The following is a 19,153-nucleotide window of genomic DNA, read 5'->3' as shown; positions in this document are numbered from 1 at the left end:
TTTCCCCCTCTCTTGGCTGTTAGCAAAACATGACGACATACTTGTGCGGAATCGGCAGTTGAGCCAAAGCTGCATACAAACTGTTCAGCCGCTCATCGCTCGTCCCGCGTTCAAGGAACAGGAACAACTCGCTATACGGCTGCTCCGGGATGTTGTAAATAAAGTTGGGAATGGCAGGATCATCGGGGCTCTCGTAGGAAAATGCATTTTGCACGGCATAAGCCTCTTTTGCTGCCGGATGGATGGGGCTTCGCGTCGTCGATTGATACAAGACGTCGTCGCCCATAAAAGCGGCGATCATCATCGGAACGTACATAAATTCGCCCGTTCCCATACATAAGGCCCTGCCTGTGCGGTATTGCTGCAAAGCTTGTCCCAACTCGCGAAGTGTGCCGTGCAATTCACGCTGCTTCTCGGCTGTTATTCCGAAGCGGCCCGTTTCCAGCAAGTATGGTTGTGTGTTGATGAACCCTGACGGAGTGATGGAAGAAAAGGACAGTTTGGTCAGCGCAGCCGTTTCCAGCGGGATAACAACCGGGGCTGTGCCTGCGTGGGCAGAGGCAACGATTGTTTGCTGTGTCGGTTGCTCGCCTATTGCTCCGTTTACTTCAATCTCCCCTTTGAGCAGAGAAATGGCCGTGATTTTGATGTCCAATTCGGCTTCAAGCTCCTGGAATTTGCGATGATCCTCTTGGGAACGCCAATCCAGCAAGGAAGCGACGATGTATTGCTTTCGCGGGAAGTGACGCTGAATCTCGCGAATGATGTTCAACGCTGTCTTGCCAGTCGTAATCTCATCATCTACTAATACGATTGGGCACTCAGAACGTAGCAAGTTTTTATTTACCGGATAAAAGTGATGAGCTACTGCGTGGGAATGCTCTTCTTCAAAGTCAATCGTGGACGGAAGCTCATTGATGCGCTCCCTGGTCGTATGAATGTATTCGGTCTTGCTGCCAAACGCACTGAACATGCTGTGTCCAAGTGCCGTAGCCGTCTCCGCAAAGCCGATGAACAACAACGGTTCGGGCAATTCAAAAGGATGCAGCAGCAGCTGGTGAAGAATCTCATCGCTTTTTTCCTGATGGACGATCCCTTGCACAATCGCGGGCAGCTCTGCGACTTCGAGGGAGTACCGTTCTTCGAGGAGCCGGGCGGCCAATGCCATTCCGCTCAGCACAGATGTGGCGGGACGAACGGGCAAATGCTTGCCGAGAACTTTGCTGACAAACAGAAAGCTTCGTTTTTTGTTAATGCGGGCAGCCATCTGAAACAGTGCTTCCGGCGGGAGTTGATACGGATTTTGCTGAACGCGGATGGTGATGTCCAGATTACCGAGAATATTGAAGTTGAATATTTGATGTTCGGGCGAGGAGGTTGATAAAGTTGTTATGTTCATGGAACACCCCGTACACTTTTGATTTGATCATGATTTTTTTCGCCCAGCTCGTATGCGGCTTGATTTCGTTCATCTTGTTGGCATATTGGCTCTTGGTCACGCCGTTTGTCTGGCTTTGCAGGATGGTACAGGCATCCTCGTATTCTTCTCGTGTAATCACTGCAAGGGAGTGGACAATTTTGATGTGGCTCGGGTGAATAATGGTTTTGCCAGTCAGGCCGTTTTCCTTGTCCAGCAACACTTCCTTGATCAGCCCGTCCTGCCAGTGATTCAACAGTTGTTGGCGAAGCCTTCTCCCGGATGAACCGCCGAGTTTTTGTTCAAAAGGAGACTGGCGAAGTTGCGGTTTCAGCAATCTTTCTCCGGTTCCAAAATACTCCCAGACCGGACCTGATACGACGTGCTCGCTGCCCTGGCGGGTAAACATGTTGACGATGTCGCCGATGCAGTCGCGAATCGTGGAAATATCGTAAATCGACACGTCCGGCCCCCGGCGTAATCCGAACAGGCTGGAAAAGTCGGTTGCTCCCATGCGCACGTTCAGAACGAGGTGCCGATATTTGTCTATCGTATTTTTGATAGAGAGCAGCTCGGCTGTCCGGGTCTCTTTGTAAATAACGTCGGCAGATTCCAGAATGGGCATGCCGTACACGGGAAAGGAAACATGCCGATTGCAGGATTCCAGCGCCTCCAGATACTCTTCTGCGTTGTGGCTGGTAAACTTCGGGAACACAAACCCTGTCAGGCAAATCAAGTCTTCTTGCAGCTCATCGACAATCCGGTTCATTTGGGCGACATCCCGTACCCGCACGAACATGATCGGAATATCGTCCTGGTGGATCAAGCCGTGCCGCATTTGGCTGGAAATATCGCGCACTTGCCGAATCAGCGATTGCTCCGCCTCTGGCACCTCATGATCACCGATGGCGTCTTCCAGGCAAATCACCATCGAAATCAAGCCTTCGTGTTTTTTGGTCATGACGTCCTGGGAGATGGTAGCCCGCATGGCTGGCATATAGAGCGTTGCTCCCAGTGCGTGGGCAAGCACTTCCTTTTCGGTACTTCGATTGATCGGAAGAGGGTGTATACTGAACAGTTCTGCTCTTTCATCTTCTAGCAAGTAATCAAAATGCCGCATAAAAAGAAACGACTCCCCTCTTCATCCCAATTCGCCATACGATAAAAAAACAAGACTGCCTCTGGTATAAGGCAATCCCGCTTGTTGGTTACAGCTGGAAATCGCCTGGATTCAAATTAACGGTCTGGCAAATTTCCCGAACTACCATTTTTTCTTTCTCATCAAAATCGCCGTCTGCTGCACCAATGGCACAACACACACTGATGAGAACTCGTGCTGCTTCCGAATTATTTTTGATTTTTCCGATTGCTTTGAGCGCTTCCATCTTGCCTACGCCATGATCAAATTCAAATCCGCTGACAAAATGGTTGAACCGGGCGATAACATCGTTCATATTAAAAACTTTCAATTCTTCGCTTCGGTTGATATAAGCGGCCATCTTTTGTTTTTCTGTGGAGTCTATTTGTCCATCGGCTGCGGCAACCAATGCGCATCCCGCGACGACTGCATCCATAAAGTCACGATTCTGAAACTTTTTAACCTGGTCCCGCAAGGTCGATTGCGTGCTTTTAAGCCAGTTCGAAAATGTGCCAGAAATTGACATTTTATTACCTCCATCAACAAACTTCTGAAACTATGACGCCTATGCTACAATCTTACAACATTTGATATAATTTGGCAAAATCATAACGGATTTGTAAGAATTCCAGTATTCTCTTAAATTATTTATTGTTGGTGAAAGTCTGTTTTTGCATGATTTTCGCTTAATACCGTTCGACAAAAACAGATAAATTTCCACAAACAACCAGCCTATATGTAAAAATTGATCCTTTTATACAATTGTGTGATCAAGTTCCGACTGACATAGGCTACTTGTTGCAGGCCATCGAATGTTACAATGTATGTTTGACCAGACGGGTAGATGGCATGAATATCGTGGGGGGCAGAGCAATTGTACACATCCCCGAACGCTTTTTTGCGATGCGATCATATAATATCCCGCTATAAGGCAAAATAACGGAAGAACCCTGCCGATAACCCCGCAACACTCATCGAGCAGTGGCTTTGGTTTTTGTGCCTTTATAAGGTTTTATGACCGTTTTTCAGTATGTCTCTATTAAAAGTGCATCATTACTAAAATTTAAGGCACCTTTAATAGCATATAACTATCAATATATAGCAAATATTTTATTCTAAAGATAAAAGTGTTACACTATATACAGGTTGTAATTATTCCAGAAAAGGTGTGTACTAGGTAGCACCCTGACTTGCAACGGGGCCAGATCAGGAGCCGCCTGCATCTTTTCTCCAAATACCAGCGAGTTAGGACGGTAAAAATGAGTAGCAGACAAATGCAAACAGACGTTATCTTAATTGGTGCCGGCATCATGAGTGCGACCCTGGGGTCACTGCTGAAGGAATTAGTACCAGACTGGAAAATTACAGTGTTTGAAAAGCTCTCAAAAGCAGGAGAGGAAAGCTCCAACGAGTGGAACAATGCAGGAACTGGGCATGCTGCACTCTGTGAGCTGAACTACACCAGCGAAAAGAAAGACGGATCGGTCGACATCAGCAAAGCAATCAAGATCAATGAGCAGTTCCAAGTTTCCATGCAGTTCTGGTCTTATCTGGTGAACAACAAGCTGATCAGCAATCCGCAAGATTTCATTATGCCATTGCCCCATATGAGTTTGGTGCAAGGGGAGAGAAATGTATCGTTTTTGAAGAAACGTTTCGAAGCGATGGCAAACAATCCTTTGTTCCAAGGCATGGAGTTCTCCGATTCTCCAGAAAAACTGAAGGAATGGATTCCGCTTGTGATGGAAGGCCGCAACTCCGACGAGCCAATTGCTGCCACAAAGATCGACTCTGGAACGGATGTCAACTTTGGGGCCTTGACGCGTATGCTGTTTGATCACTTGAAGAGCAAAGACGTTGAAGTGAACTACGAGCACAGCGTTGATGACCTCAAGCGGGCCAGCGACGGTTCTTGGGAGCTGAAAGTGAAAAACCTGCATAACGGCAGTGTTCAACGCCATAAAGCGAAGTTCGTCTTTATCGGCGGTGGGGGCGGAAGCCTGCACTTGCTGCAAAAATCCGGTATCCCGGAAGGAAGACGCATTGGCGGCTTCCCGGTAAGTGGTATTTTTATGGTCTGTAAAAACCCGGATATTGTGGCGCAACATCATGCAAAAGTATACGGTAAAGCCAAGGTCGGCGCTCCGCCGATGTCCGTACCTCATTTGGACACACGTTATATCGACAATAAAAAATCGTTGCTGTTCGGGCCATTTGCTGGCTTCTCGCCTAAGTTCCTGAAAACCGGCTCCATGTTCGATTTGATCACTTCTGTCAAACCGAACAACGTGATGACGATGCTGGCAGCAGGCGCGAAAGAGATGTCATTGACCAAATACCTGATTCAGCAAGTCATGCTTTCGAAAGAACAACGCATGGAAGAGCTGCGCGAGTTTATTCCGAATGCGAAAAGCGAAGACTGGGATATGGTTGTTGCCGGTCAGCGCGTACAGGTAATCAAAGATACCGAAGTTGGCGGCAAAGGAACGCTCCAGTTCGGTACGGAAGTCATCACGGCTGGCGATGGTTCGATCGCAGCTTTGTTGGGGGCATCTCCGGGTGCTTCTACCGCAGTATCTGTCATGCTGGAAGTCCTCAAAAAATGCTTCCCGCAACATGTAACCGAGTGGGAAGTGAAGTTTAAAGAAATGATTCCTTCTTATGGCATGTCTTTGATGGACAATCCAGAGCTGTTGCATGACATTCATGTAAACACAGCAAAGACGCTGGGGCTTGACAACAAACTGGTTGCTGTCCAGTAGACGGCAGACGGTTCTTTAATCCAATCATAAGCAAGCGGCCTTTCTCCTGCATGTTGCGTTGCGGGATGAGAGGCCGTTTTATTTTGGCTGTTTGCTTGGTCAGCCGCTCGTCTGTTCGTCGATGACAGGCTGGCATGGGATTGCTACGGATAGGCCGCAAGTAGCATTTTCAAAGACTTCCCTGATTTCAAAGGAATATGTTGGAGAATGGTGGAAAAAGAAAGAGAGTCATTTCGGGAGACAATTTTCAGACAAAGTGGTGAACCGCGTGGAACCTGTATATTCGCAAATCGATGCTATCCTTTCTCAGATGCGGTCAGTCGTGCAAGCAATGTGCGAACAAGACCCTGACTTTTACGCGAAACATCCGATGCAACTGCTTGCCGAAGCAGACGAGCAAGCAATCAAAAGCGTGACGGAAACATGGACGCTGCCTGAGGAGTACGTGTACTTTTTGCAGCACTATGTTCCACAATCTGTGTCCTGGAGCACGGATGATTATATCAACCTGGATATATACGGGGCAAAGGATTTGCCGGATGGCCAGCTCGGGTACAACTACAATCCGGTGACAGATGAAGTGATAGAGGACTGGCCGAAAAGCTTTTTGGTGATTGCTAACGACGAGGGCGATCCATACTGCATCGATCTGTCCAGAGGCGACACCGTGATTTATACCGCAGAACACGGCAGGGGAGTCTGGGATTTTGCTGTCGCGTACGACAATCTGGCGGAGTTGCTGCGCAGCGCTCTGCGACCGCGGAGCATCACGGAAACAGACGTAGAAGAGATGGAAGACTTTATATACAACAAAGTCATGATCACAGGTGCGGGTGCTGACAAGCTCAAGACGCTGCTGTTCATCAAAAAATGGTTCAAATGCGATTACGGGCAAGCAAAAGCTCATCTGGAAGCGGCTCCTCTGCTCGTGTTCAAAGGACTGGAGTCAGTCGCTGCCAAGGTCGCAAACGAGCTGGCCAGCATAGGTGCGGAGTACGAGGTAAGCGAAATCAGTTTTACGGAATTTGTGCAAAGATAGGCTGGTGGGAGCATAGGGCTTTCTTTTTATTTACCCGCATGAGCACTTGATGTATACTCTTTTAGTGATAATGATTATCATTTTCTTTATTGATCGTTATTCATTAATAGAGAGGGGCTTTGATTCAGCTATGTTTAAAAAGGAACGCCTGCTTTCTCTGCTCGGTCTGCTGCTCGTGATGGCGTTTTTGTCAGCTTGCGGCGCAACGACTGCACCTGCCACACCTGATGCTGGAAAAGCGAATGCGGGTACCGAGACAAGCAAAGACGCTGCTCCCGATACAAAACCGGCTACAAAAGTCGTAAAAGACGTGCAGGGACGCGAAGTGGAGTTCCCGGTTCAAGCGCAGAGGGTTGTTTATGTCGGCAGCAATCCGGGTGATTTGCTGGCGATCGGCGTGAAGCCGATTGGCGCCACCTTGAGCGTCATCGCGAGTCAGATTGCCTACCCTGAACAAATAAAAGGAATCGAAGACGTCGGTTATCCATACTCGCAGGAAAAAGTATTGGCGTTAAATCCGGACCTGATCATTTTCGACGACTGGGATGAAAAAGGGCTGGCGGCTCTGGAGAAGATTGCACCGACTGTCGTCACGGGGCTGGACGATGCCACACCGACCAAAGAGCGCGTGATGTTTACGGCAGATGTGCTCGGACGGACGGAGGCGGCAGAAGCTTGGTTCAAAGCGTACGAGGAAAAAGCAAAAGCGACCAAGGAGAAGCTGCAACTGAAAGGCGATGAGACTGCCGTATCGCTGCTGCTTTTGGGCAAAGAGATGTATGTGATGGGGAATCAAGGGCTGAATACGACGGTATACGGCCAGCTCGGTTTCAAGCCGTCACCAGGAACGCAAAAACTTGTAGACAAAAACGAGCGCTTCGTGGATGTCTCGAACGAAGTTCTCCCTGACTATATGGGCACCGATATTTTTCTGCTGACGGATGGTGGCAACGAGACGGTTGCCCTCCAGCAACAGTTGATGGACAGCTCCGTCTGGAAGACGATTCCGGCTGTGCAGCAAGGTCGCGTGTATATTTTGGATAGCAAATTCAACTACGATGATCCGCTGACCTTGGACTTGCTGCTGGACGAAATCGTTTCAGTCATGTCGGCGAAAGCAAACAAAAAATAACGGTCAACCGACCGGGTTATCAGAAGCTGCTCGCCACTTTTGCGGGCAGCTTTTCATTTTTCACCCGCCGCATAATCAAAGCGCAACAGGCAGCGGATCATCCGCGATGGAAATGATAAGACAAAAAGGAGTTCCCATGCAGATGCAGCTCGGGGTGGCCGGGAGTGTTATTTTGCGGGGAGGGTCGCGTGGTCGCTACCCGCGATTGTCTTCGATAAGGCGATGGACTATAGTAATAATATGAAAATGATTATCAATATCATAAATAAAACCGATTTTCTATGAAAAAGCGCAGGAGGTGGCTGAGCATGTTCAGGAATGAACGGAATCAAGGCAAGGAAAGCGGCATGGCTGCTCGTTTGTCGCTTGCGGAAGTCCGGGAGTATATCGCCAGCCGTTTTGCCGAACCTATATCGATTCATGAGCTGGCCCAGTTGACCGGACTTAGCCCCAATTACTTTGGAGATGCGTTCAAAAAAGCGTACGGACAGAGCGTGATGGATTATGTGACGGAGCTGCGCATCGGGCGTGCCAAGCAGCTTCTGCGCGATTCCGATTTGTACATGCACGAAGTGGCGCGAAAAGTCGGCTACACGGACGAGTTTTACTTCAGCAGAAAATTCAAGAAAGCAGTCGGCGTATCGCCTTCCGCATACAGCAAGGAGACGCGAAGGCGGGTAGCGGTCACGTCCACGGCCGGGACGGGAAATCTGCTCGCACTGGGGATTGTTCCGGTTGCGGCTCCGCTTGATCCGAAATGGAGTCCTTTTTACCACTATTACTATCAAGACCGGATTCCAATTCATTTAAGCTCACCGGAGACGGAGTTGGACGAGGAAAGCCTCAGAAAGCTGAGCTTGGCCAAGCCGGATTTGCTCATTTTGCACCATGAATACGACCAGGCGATTCGCAGCCAGCTTGAAACAGCCGGGATTAAGTGCGTCGAAATCAAAGCAACCAAATGGCGGGAGCAGCTTAGGGAAATGGCAGCAATGGTGGACAGACAATCAGATTGTGAGCAATGGCTGCAAGCCTACGAGGAAAGCGCAGGGCAAGCCAGGCAAAGCGTGCGCGAAGCAGTTGGAAATGACGTTTTCGTCACCTTGCGTATCTCCGGGGAGGACATCTATCTTTACAGCAACAGGGGGATTCGCGACATGCTGTACCAGGATTTGGCCCTGGCAACGATCCCGGAGCAGAAAAAGCTGTGCAACGAAGTGATTTCGCTTGAACAACTGTCTCACATTAATCCTGACAGACTGCTGGTATTGATCTGCCCGGACGCGCGGACGCGAAAATTTTGGCTTTCCTTGCAGTATCACATGCAATGGAGAAGTCTTGAGGCGGTCAAAAACAGCAAGCTGTACGTCATTCCGTCCAACCCGTGGTTTGAGTATTCCGCCCTGGCGATTATTCGGATGATGGAAGAAGCGACGCTGATGCTAACAGGGAAAAATCCAGCCTCTTCTCTTGTTCCTGTCCATGGAGTCACCTGATGTTTTCTTCTATAATCCTTTCTTGTGAGAATGGTTATCATTCAAGGAGGGGGATTTATTTATGATAAAGAGATGGAGCAAGCGACCAAGTCGCGCCCACAAAACAATGGCTCTGCTGTCAACCGTGCTGCTCGTATCCGGGCTGCTTGCCGCATGCGGTACAGAAACAGCCAAGCCACAGGACAGCAAGCAACAGACGGCAGCCGAGAGCACTCCGACCGATTCGGCAAAAGGTACTGCCCAGACAGAGGTTGCCTACCCGTTGACGGTAAAAGACGAGCTTGGTCATGAACTGACGATTCCAGCCAAGCCTGGCAAAGTATTTGCACCTGTCATGGAGGATTCTCTGCTGTCACTCGGGATCAAGCCCGCGATGCAATGGTCGAACGGGGTAAGCCCGCAAGAATACTTGCAAGACCAGCTTGGCAGCGTGCCGCAGATCAGCTTCGCTGGCGGAACCCCTTCTTTTGAAGTCATTTTGGAATCGCAGCCGGATCTCATTATTTTGCACAATTCGTATTCGGCGGAAAACGGCGCGTATGAGAAATACGCCAAAATCGCTCCCACCTACGTTTTCAAAAGCGCCTCTACTGATTTGAACAGCTCGGTTCGCACGTTGGGAAAACTGCTGGGGGTTGAAGACAAGGCGGAGCAAGCTTTGAAAAACTACGCGGACAAAGCAGCCGATGCAAAGGCAAAGCTTGCGGCAAAAGCAGAGGGTAAAAAAGCCGCGATCATCCGCTTTAACGCAAAAGGAATGTTTTTCATGAACAGCGATTACTTCAGCGGCTATGTGCTTGCCCACGATTTGGGCTTTGAACCGAGCAAGCTGGTCAAAGACGGCGCGTTTGAAGTATCGATGGAAATATTGCCTCAACTGGATGCCGACTACATTTTTCTCGTGAACGACGGCAACCAGGGGGATGCATTTTTAAAGGAATTGAAGGACAGTGCCGTATGGAAAAACGTCCCGGCAGTGAAAAGCGGCCACGTATTTGAGACATCCAATGACTACTGGCTGAGCGGCGGTTTTATCGCCCAAAGCAAAGTGATTGACGAAGTGGTGAGGTTCATGCAGCCATGAACAAGATGATCGAAACACCTCATATTCCGGAGCGTTGCTACGAATACAAGCTGACATCGAAAAGACAGCTGGAATACCGGATTTTGCTCGGGAATCCAGCAGATGAGGCACCTCCCGGCGGGTATGCTGTCATCTACGCCCTGGACGGAGATGCGCTATTCCAGACGCTTGCCGAAGCAGTCAAGCTCCAGACTCGCAAGCCTAAAGGCTTCGACCCCATTTTGGTTGTCGGCATCGGGTATCCTTCACGTGAGCCGTTTGATGTGGAGCGGCGATGCCGTGATTTTACGATGCATGTCGACGAAGCGTCGCTTCCCGAGCGGCCTGATGGCAGACCGTGGCCACCGCATGGCGAAGCGGATCAGTTTCTCGATTTTCTCGAATTTGAGCTGATGCCGGCGATTGCCAAGGAATGGCCGGTTGATCCGAACCGACAATTGCTGGTCGGCCATTCGTTGGGTGGATTGTTTGCCTTGCATGCTCTGTTCACCAGGCCGCAATTGTTTACGCATTACGTGGCGGGCAGTCCGTCTGTCTGGTGGGCCAACAACGAGGTGCTCAAGGAAATGCAGAAGTTCAAAGCGGGCTGGCAGGGCGAGTATCAGCGTCAACTGTTGTTGACCATTGGCGCTGACGAGCTGGAGGATATGCTGGAAGGCGCAGAAGAAGTCGCCGCGGGTATGGCGACGCTTGCCGAGCAAGGTCTTCATCTGGAGTGGATAAAGTTCACAGGGGAAGACCATGTGACGGTCTTGCCTGCCATGCTTAGCCGTCTGCCGCGTTTTGTGTGGTCCGGCAAAGAACCGAAGTAAAGACAAGAAAGCGGATTGGCTGTCAAAAAGATGACAGCTGATCCTTTTTTGCGTTGCACGCTGACGAGCATCTATGATAATTTTTGTAAGGTCAACCGAGACAGACTAACCGTACAGCTGGGCGGGCGTCAATCCAGTGGCGCAAATGGCGTCCAGCGTCCAAGACTATTAAACGAGGTGCAGCATGTCGGCATATTTCATACCGATTCAAACGGCATTTATCGCATTCATCCTGCTGGGATTCGTGCTGGTCATTCCCTGGCTGATCTACAGCTATCGGAAGTACGGCTTTTTGAGCCTGTGGGCTTCCATCGTGGCCTATTCTTTTATGTACTATATGTTGTCTGCTTTGTTTCTGGTGCTGTTGCCTTTGCCGGAGTCCCGCAACACATGCGCCTACCAATCAGCGGATACCGTGTATTACTCGCTGATCCCTTTTTCCTTCGTCACAGATACGTTGAAGGATGGGGCGATCGTCTTGTCCAATCCCGCGACGTACATGCAAATTTTCAAGCAGAGCGCTTTCTGGCAGGCAGCCTTCAATTTCTTGCTGCTGCTGCCGTTCGGGGTCTACTTGCGCTATTTTTGGCAAGACAAGCGGTATTGGAAAAAGGCATTTGGCTTCGGCTTTGCCCTCTCCCTGTTCTATGAAATCACGCAGGTAACCGGGATTTACGGCATCTACAATTGTCCGTACCGCATTTTTGACGTAGATGATCTGATGCTGAACAGCACAGGAGCGCTTGCTGGCTACTGGATTGGCCCGATCATTCTCGCCTTGTTCCCGTCCAAAAAGACGCTGCTTGCGAAAAAGGCAAAAATCGAGTCTAGCCGACTGGTGCCGCCGCTGTCGCAATTGCTGGCAGTGTGGGTCGACTATTTCTTGATTCAGGCAGTCTGGCTGGTCACGATCGGATTGTTCTCGTCCAATGACGTGATGGAGATGGTGTACACCACGGTCGGTTTCCTCGTTGTGTACTTCGTCCTTCCGCTGCTGTGGGGCGGCCAGACAGTCGGAACGAGATTGCTGCGTTTCAGGCTGGCAGGCCCGCAAGGAGAGGTTCCTTCGTGGAAGGCGCTGTTAAAAAGGACGTTTGCCTTGTACTTGCCTTGGGGAATCTCGGCTTTCATTGGAATCTTGAGTCGGGTGGAGATCGAGATGGATTCGGCACTGTACCCGATCCACGTCTGGATGACCGTTGTCCTCTTCGCGTGCATGGCGATCATGGTCGCCGTTCTCTGCCTGCACGTTTTGCTTGTGCTTCTGAAAAAGGGAGAGCGTACCTTCTACTTTGATGCCGCCGCCGATATCGTTCCGAGCAAAAAGTGAATACGTTGTAACCGCAACAGCAAATCTCTGAGCGAGGTTTGCTGTTATTTTTTTAAGGATTAGTTAAGGTTCGGATTAAAACGCTGTAAGGTACGGACAGCTATAATCGTCTCAGAAGCAATCAAAAGGACACGAGGTTGGGAGAGGAAGTCATGAAAAAGAGCATGATTACGTGGATCGTCATTGCCGTCATCCTGATTGCTGCCGTGCCGCTTATGCAAAAAGTGAATTTGAACAGGCTGGGAGCAGACGTCTACTATACGCAAATTCAAGGAGAGGGCAAGAAGCTGGTCGACAAAATCGGCGGCGGAGAGACGCTGGTCCGTTACGAATACGAGTTGCCCGCCTACGACCAGGACGGCAGTCAAAAGACATTTACTTTCACGGCAGATAAACAACTGCGGGAAAAAGCATACTTGAGTCTGTTTGTGAAAGAGGGCAAAGGCGTGACTTCTTATCAGGAAGTAGCCAAGGAAGAATTGCCAAAGAAAGCGGACGAAAAACTGCAATAAAGAAAGGAGCACAGTCTAATGAATCCCTCTGTCCCGCAAAAGGAACGGATTGTCGCTTTAGATATCATTCGCGGTCTTGCCTTGTTCGGTATTTTGTTTATTAACATCAAAGGCTATATTATTCTGACGGAAGGAATGAGCATTCCTGAATTTACAGGAGTGAACCAATGGATTGATACGCTTACCCTCATTCTCATTGAAAAGAAATTTTTCTCGATTTTCTCGTTTCTGTTCGGAGTAGGGTTTTACATTTTCGCTTCACGGGCCGAGATGCGGGGAGACAGGCCGCTGCGCCGTTTTTCCCGGCGCTTGCTGATGATGTTTTTGATCGGAATTGTGCATGTGTTTATTTTTTGGGGCACGATCTTGCCAGCTTACGCACTGATTGGATTTCTCCTGCTGCCGTTTTACCGGGCAAAGCTTGCCACGATCAACAAATGGCTCGCCGGAGTTGTCGCTGTGTACGTAGTGGCGCTGATTGCCAAGCTGATCGGAACAGAAGGTGTCCTGTCTACGGTGCTTGATGTGATCATCGGTGATTGGACTTTGATTTTCACTATGTTTTTGGCTGGGTTCTCTGTCGCAAAGGCTGATCTGATCAAACGCGTCGGTGAATGCAAAAAGCAGCTGCGTCTTCTGGCAGCAGGTTTGTTGCCTGTCGTCGCTGGTTTTGCGATCTGGACGTGGTTTGCTTCGGCAGGAGCAGCCGAGAGTTTGCGACTGATCGTTTCGCTTGGCACGATTCCAACGGTCTTGTTCTATGTCGCTGTGATGTTTTTGCTTCTGGAGCATGCGGCGATTCGCGCTTTCTTCGCGCCAGTTGCCCGGGTCGGACAGATGGCGTTGACCAATTACGTGGCGCAAAGCTTTATCGGCTTGCTGATCATTTCGATCATGGGGCTGGAGTATGTATCTCCGGTGAATGTCGTCATCATCGCCAGCCTGATCTTCGTCGTCCAAATCATTTACAGCAATCTGTGGTTCAAATTTTTCGCGATGGGGCCATTGGAGAAGATGTGGCGCTTTATGACGTACGGCAAGCAAAAGGCGAAATAAGCAAACATGGCGCGCGCAAAAAGGCTGGCAGCAAAAGTCTTTTTGCGCCTTTTCTCTATGGAAGAACGGCTTGGCTTGCTAAATGGAGGGCGGTCAGGCATACTCTCACATAAAAAGGGTTCGGTTTTTAAAGGAGGCGAAGCGGCAATGTCCGGGAAAAAGGTACTGATCATTGACGACGAAGAAGATATTTTGAAGCTGATTCAAACGGTTCTGAAAAAAGAAGGGATCGAGCACGTCTGGACTTCGACCACCGCCAAGGACGGCCTGGCTCAATTTCAGGAGAAAAAGCCCGACCTCGTGCTGTTGGACATCATGCTGCCAGACGGAGAAGGTTATGAAGTATGCAAACAGATCAGAGGCTTTTCCAAGGTGCCGATTTTGTTCATCTCCGCTAAAACCGAGGAAATTGATAAAATTTTGGGCTTTGCCATTGGCGGCGATGACTATATTACGAAGCCGTTCAGTCCCAAGGAGCTTGCCTACCGGGTCAAAGCGCAACTGAGAAGAGCCGATTATGCGGTCGTTGAGCCTGTAGTCGAGGAAGACCCTGTGCTCAAGGCTGGGCCGTTTGAGTTGGACCCGCAAAAAGCAGAGCTTTTGAAGAACGGCAGTCCGATTGACTTGAAGCCGAAGGAGCTTGGGCTGATGAAGGTTTTTTTGGCAAACGCCAACAAAGTCATCAGCAAGGAAAAGCTGTACGATACAGTCTGGGGCGAGGATTTTATCGGGATCGACAACACCGTCATGGTGCACATACGCCGACTGAGGGAAAAGATCGAGGACCAGCCTTCTTCTCCCGAATATTTGATTACCGTGAAGGGTTTGGGTTATAAACTGGTGATCGAGGAGCAGTGATGGATGAAGTGGAAGGTCACAGGACGGTATTTGCTGTCCGTTGTCTTGGTTGTGATTTTGGTTATTTTCATCAATTTTTTCGTTATGCTGGGATTATTTATTGCTCAAAAAGGCTTCGACGTCCCGATTTTTCAGGATCAGGCGGCTTCTCCCGAGCAATTTACGAGAGAGTTTGAGCAGCGGCTCGATCTAGCGGGAGACAGCATCGCGATAACCGCAGAAGGAAAAGACGAGCTGCAAAAGAAAAACGCCTGGCTACAGATTCTGGACGAAAACGGCAATGAAGTGTTGACTTACCGAGTGCCCGCCGGACTAAAGAAGCACTACACGCCCGCAGACATGATTCAAATGTACAAATACCAGGAAGTAGATGGGGATACGACCGTTTTCGTCGGGGAAAAGGCAAGTGCAGCAAAGCGCTACAGCTACTTGATCGGGATTGAAAACCGCGACTTGAACAGGTACGTCATTTTCTACGACAACCAGGTTATCTTGCGCGCATTCAATGTAGGGCTCATCATTTTTATGATCGACATCCTGATCGCTTTGTGGATTGGCTATTGGTTCAGCAAGCGGCTTACGCAGCCTATGCATTCGCTGATCGACGGGATCAAGCAGTTGGCAAACAATCAGTTTTACGTCCATTACAAACCGGAAGGCGTCTACCAGCACGTATTCGATAACTTGAATCAGCTGTCGCACCAGTTGCAGGCGAACGAAAAGGAGCGCAAAAAGCTCGATCAATTAAAAGAGGAATGGATCGCCAACATTTCCCACGACATGAAGACGCCGCTTGCTTCGATTCAAGGCTACTCGGAAATGATCAAGGACCCGGACTATCAGTTTACATGGGACGAGATCAGGGAGTACGCAGGAATTATCGAGAAAAAGTCAGTGTATATCAAAGAAGTCATCGAAGACCTCAATTTGACGACACGCTTGCGGAACAAAGAACTGTCCATTCAAAAGAAGACGGTCAACATCGTTACCCTTTTGCGCGGCATCGTGATCGACATCCTGAACGATCCCAAGTATGCGAAGCGCCACATTGAGTTTACGGTAACCGAAGAGTTCATCCCAGTGGAAGTCGACGAAATCTTGATGGTGAGAGCGATCAACAATCTGATTTACAATGCGATCGTCCACAATCATGACGAGGTAAAAATCGAGGTGCGCGTGGAAAAGCAAGAACGCGTGCATATCTCGATCAAGGACGACGGGAAAGGGATCAAGAAGGCGGAACTGGAACGGATTTTTGACCGCTACTACCGAGGAACGAACACAGGCGATGCCCACAAAGGATCGGGGCTTGGGATGGCGATCGCACGCGATATCATCGACGCACACCAAGGCGAGATTGTCATCAGCAGCGAAGAAGGACAGGGGACGTCGATTGAGATTGTGTTGTAAGACGTAGACTAAGGCGAGACACCTGCATAAGGTGTTTTCTTTTTGTGCAAAAGAATTTATTTTATCTATCATATATTTTTTAATTTTATATAATCCGAATATATTGATTTACCAGCTATTTTTCCAGGGAATATAATTGTTATTATCAAAAAAACGTATTACAATAAACAAGTGTTGCTGAAGTAAAGCATTAATAGGGAGAAGAATAATCTGACCAACTATTAGGAATGCTTTACAAGAGCTCACATGAAGTGGATGGTTTGCCCATGTTCCACAGTTTTCTGAGCATACGCTAGCCAAGGCAGAGAGGAAGAAGAACCGAAGTGGAAAACAAAGAATTGAAAAGGGGTCTGGAAGCTCGTCACATTCAGATGATCGCTTTGGGCGGCACGATTGGTGTAGGGCTATTCATGGGCTCTGCAAGCACGATCAAATGGACAGGTCCATCCGTAATGCTTGCTTATGCAATTGTAGGAATTTTTATATTTTTTATCATGCGCGCCATGGGAGAAATGCTGTATGTGGAGCCAAGCACTGGCTCATTCGCAACTTTCGGGCATAAGTACATTCATCCGTTAGCTGGTTATTTGACGGCCTGGAGCAACTGGTTTCAGTGGGTAGTCGTCGGGATGTCGGAGATTATCGCGGTCGGGGCGTATATGAAGTATTGGTTCCCTGATTTGCCAGCCTGGATTCCCGGGATTATTGCCATGGTGATTTTGGGCGCAGCGAACTTGTTCTCCGTTAAATCGTTTGGTGAGTTTGAGTTCTGGTTTGCCATGATCAAGATCGTTACGATTGTGTTGATGATTATTGCCGGACTTGGCCTGATTTTCTTCGGAATCGGCAACGGCGGTCATGCGATTGGCTTATCCAATCTGTGGGAAAATGGCGGTTTCTTTACCGGCGGCTGGACAGGCTTTTTCTTCGCTTTGTCATTAGTGATCGGGGCTTATCAAGGGGTTGAGTTGATCGGGATTACGGCTGGTGAGGCAAAAGATCCGAAGAAGACGTTGACCAGCGCGATCCAGAGCATCATTTGGCGGATTCTGATTTTCTACATCGGTGCGATTTTTGTAATTGTAACCGTTTACCCGTGGGATCAATTGCAGTCGATCGGCAGTCCGTTCGTAGCGACGTTTGCCAAGATCGGCATTACCGCAGCAGCGGGACTGATTAACTTCGTAGTCATCACAGCAGCGATGTCTGGCTGTAATAGCGGGATTTACAGTGCGGGCCGCATGCTGTATACACTCGGTGTCAATGGACAGGCGCCGAAAATTTTCACCAAGCTGTCCCATAACGGTGTGCCGCTTTTGGGAACGATCGGTGTTCTCGTCGGCTTGGGTGTCGGCGTCATCCTGAGCTATATCGCGCCGGAAAATCTGTTTGTGTACGTGTACAGCGCGAGCGTGCTTCCAGGGATGATTCCTTGGTTTGTGATTTTGATCAGTCAAATCAGATTCCGCAAACAAAAAGCGGCCGAACTGGGCAACCATCCGTTCAAGATGCCGCTTGCTCCACTGACGAACTACATTACCATCGCCTTTTTGCTGATGGTGCTGGTCGGAATGTGGATCAACGATGACACGCGCATCTCGCTGATTGCCGGGATCGTGTTCCTGGGGATCGTGACACTTAGCTTTTACGCTTTTGGCATTAACAAAGCCGTTCCGCTGGATGAGCAAGCACAAAGCGGCGAGCGAAAATAAGTATGCAGCAGAAAGGGACATCAGCGACGATGTCCCTTTTTTTATTTAGACGCGACATGTACGACACGCATTCGAAAAGCGGAAAAGTGGAAGGCTGATGGAGGGAATGCAGTTGCAGACTTGAAATTTAAGATAGAGATTCTTAAAATAAAGATATTATTCGGAGCGAGAAGAAGAGGGAGGGCTTTGTGGTGGAGATTGGCATTAGCACGTTTGTAGAGACGACTCCTGATGCACAGACAGGTGAGGTCATCAGCCATGCGCAACGATTGCGGGAAGTCGTCGAGGAAATTATTTTGGCCGATCAGGTAGGACTGGATGTATTCGGCGTGGGCGAGCATCATCGCGAAGATTTTGCGGCGTCTTCACCTGCGATGGTGCTTGCGGCTGCTGCGCCACAGACCAAGCGGATACGGTTGACCAGCGCAGTTACCGTGCTGTCGTCTGCTGATCCGGTGCGGGTTTTTCAGGATTTTGCTACACTCGACGCGATTTCCAACGGGCGTGCAGAGATCATGGCGGGTCGAGGTTCTTTTATCGAGTCTTTTCCGTTGTTCGGTTATGACCTGAACGATTACGACGAATTGTTCGAAGAAAAGCTGGAGCTGCTGCTGAAAATCCGCTCGTCGGAAAAGGTGACCTGGCGAGGCAAGCATCGTCCGGCCATTCAAAATCTCGGCATTTATCCGCGGCCAGTGCAGGACCCGTTGCCCGTCTGGATTGGCAGTGGCGGGAATACGCAGTCGGTGATCCGGGCAGGACTGTTGGGACTTCCGCTCGTTCTCGCGATTATCGGAGGGCGTCCGGTGCAGTTTGCGCCGTTAGTCGAGTTGTACAAGCGAGCAGCGATCCAGGCAGGCCACGACCCGCGAAAGCTGAGCGTGGCTTCCCATTCACACGGGTTTGTCGATTGGAACACGGAAGCGGCAGCGGACAAATTTTTCCCGCCAACCCAGCAAGTGATGAACGTACTCGGACGGGAGCGCGGCTGGGGGCATTACGACCGATCGAGCTTTGACGCGGCGAGAAGCTTTGAAGGCGCGCTGTATGTCGGCGACCCGGAGACGGTGGCAGCGAAAATCATTCACCTGCGCAAACAGGTCGGGGTTACCCGCTTCATGCTGCACGTACCTGTGGGCACGATGCCGCACGACCAGGTTATGCAGGCAATTCGGCTCCTGGGCAGCGAAGTCGCACCGCGCGTACGCGAAGAGGTTGCGAAGTGGGAAGCGACTCAGTGAGTACATTCGGGAAGAGCGCAAGGCAGTCGTTGCATCAGGCAACAGGCTGTCTTGTTCTTTTTTTTTCGTCCAAATGTTTTTTCGAGCGAAAAAGGGAGAGACATAAATGGCAGATGAATCGTATAACTTGTAAGCAAATTCCAATCTGTCCATA

Annotated in this window: 16 protein-coding genes; 13 read left to right on the top strand and 3 right to left on the bottom strand. The window is 49.6% G+C overall.

Annotated elements, in window-relative coordinates; all coding sequences use genetic code 11:
• Positions 1–19: 19 nt before the first annotated feature.
• The 3 genes from DEP07_RS15070 to DEP07_RS15060 form a co-directional block, all read right to left on the bottom strand.
• A complete protein-coding gene (locus tag DEP07_RS15070; RefSeq protein ID WP_287102678.1) occupies positions 20–1,399 on the bottom strand; it encodes a phosphoribosyltransferase family protein in 1,380 nt (459 codons plus the stop codon).
• Complete coding sequence (locus tag DEP07_RS15065) at positions 1,332–2,537, bottom strand: HpcH/HpaI aldolase/citrate lyase family protein (RefSeq protein ID WP_173597215.1); 1,206 nt, start codon at positions 2,535–2,537, stop codon at positions 1,332–1,334. Before DEP07_RS15065 ends, DEP07_RS15070 begins: the two co-directional genes overlap by 68 nt.
• Positions 2,538–2,625: 88 nt before the next feature.
• The gene (locus DEP07_RS15060) at positions 2,626–3,081 is read right to left on the bottom strand and encodes a tellurite resistance TerB family protein (protein ID WP_063231626.1); all 456 of its coding nucleotides are present in this window, start codon (positions 3,079–3,081) and stop codon (positions 2,626–2,628) included.
• A gap of 691 nt (positions 3,082–3,772) precedes the next feature.
• Here DEP07_RS15060 and DEP07_RS15055 point away from each other — a divergent pair.
• From DEP07_RS15055 to DEP07_RS14995, 13 genes are all read left to right on the top strand, one after another.
• Positions 3,773–5,317, top strand: coding sequence for a malate:quinone oxidoreductase (locus tag DEP07_RS15055; protein ID WP_287102685.1), 1,545 nt, complete (start codon positions 3,773–3,775; stop codon positions 5,315–5,317).
• A gap of 268 nt (positions 5,318–5,585) precedes the next feature.
• Positions 5,586–6,356, top strand: coding sequence for an SMI1/KNR4 family protein (locus tag DEP07_RS15050; RefSeq protein ID WP_229049778.1), 771 nt, complete (start codon positions 5,586–5,588; stop codon positions 6,354–6,356).
• Positions 6,357–6,486: 130 nt separating this feature from the next.
• A complete protein-coding gene (locus DEP07_RS15045) occupies positions 6,487–7,488 on the top strand; it encodes an ABC transporter substrate-binding protein (RefSeq protein ID WP_173598930.1) in 1,002 nt (333 codons plus the stop codon).
• Between the two features lie 308 nt (positions 7,489–7,796).
• The gene (locus tag DEP07_RS15040; protein WP_173597218.1) at positions 7,797–8,984 is read left to right on the top strand and encodes an ABC transporter substrate-binding protein; all 1,188 of its coding nucleotides are present in this window, start codon (positions 7,797–7,799) and stop codon (positions 8,982–8,984) included.
• A 61-nt stretch (positions 8,985–9,045) separates the two neighbouring features.
• Entirely contained in the window at positions 9,046–10,068 is a 1,023-nt protein-coding gene (locus DEP07_RS15035) for an ABC transporter substrate-binding protein (protein WP_287102677.1), read from the top strand.
• The gene (locus DEP07_RS15030) at positions 10,065–10,880 is read left to right on the top strand and encodes an alpha/beta hydrolase (RefSeq protein WP_242773498.1); all 816 of its coding nucleotides are present in this window, start codon (positions 10,065–10,067) and stop codon (positions 10,878–10,880) included. Before DEP07_RS15035 ends, DEP07_RS15030 begins: the two co-directional genes overlap by 4 nt.
• A gap of 184 nt (positions 10,881–11,064) precedes the next feature.
• Positions 11,065–12,210 (top strand): VanZ family protein, encoded by a 1,146-nt coding sequence (locus tag DEP07_RS15025; RefSeq protein WP_280648791.1) that lies wholly within the window; start codon positions 11,065–11,067, stop codon positions 12,208–12,210.
• 152 nt (positions 12,211–12,362) lie between these two features.
• Positions 12,363–12,722, top strand: coding sequence for a YxeA family protein (locus DEP07_RS15020; protein WP_173597222.1), 360 nt, complete (start codon positions 12,363–12,365; stop codon positions 12,720–12,722).
• 18 nt (positions 12,723–12,740) lie between these two features.
• Positions 12,741–13,778: a DUF418 domain-containing protein gene (locus DEP07_RS15015; RefSeq protein WP_280648792.1), complete on the top strand. Its 1,038-nt coding sequence runs from the start codon at positions 12,741–12,743 to the stop codon at positions 13,776–13,778.
• A 147-nt stretch (positions 13,779–13,925) separates the two neighbouring features.
• Entirely contained in the window at positions 13,926–14,636 is a 711-nt protein-coding gene (locus DEP07_RS15010; protein WP_122962291.1) for a response regulator transcription factor, read from the top strand.
• Between the two features lie 3 nt (positions 14,637–14,639).
• Positions 14,640–16,046 (top strand): sensor histidine kinase, encoded by a 1,407-nt coding sequence (locus DEP07_RS15005; RefSeq protein WP_242773516.1) that lies wholly within the window; start codon positions 14,640–14,642, stop codon positions 16,044–16,046.
• A 323-nt stretch (positions 16,047–16,369) separates the two neighbouring features.
• Positions 16,370–17,758 carry an amino acid permease gene (locus tag DEP07_RS15000; protein WP_122962293.1) on the top strand — a complete coding sequence of 463 codons (1,389 nt, stop codon included), beginning with the start codon at positions 16,370–16,372 and terminating at the stop codon, positions 17,756–17,758.
• A 191-nt stretch (positions 17,759–17,949) separates the two neighbouring features.
• Entirely contained in the window at positions 17,950–18,999 is a 1,050-nt protein-coding gene (locus DEP07_RS14995) for an LLM class flavin-dependent oxidoreductase (RefSeq protein WP_122962294.1), read from the top strand.
• The last annotated feature ends 154 nt before the right edge of the window (positions 19,000–19,153 follow it).

Source organism: Brevibacillus sp. (assembly GCF_003521185.1).
Lineage (GTDB): Bacteria > Bacillota > Bacilli > Brevibacillales > Brevibacillaceae > Brevibacillus > Brevibacillus parabrevis.
Note: the sequence above shows the minus strand (reverse complement) of the source record. Positions and strands in the feature narration are given on the sequence as shown.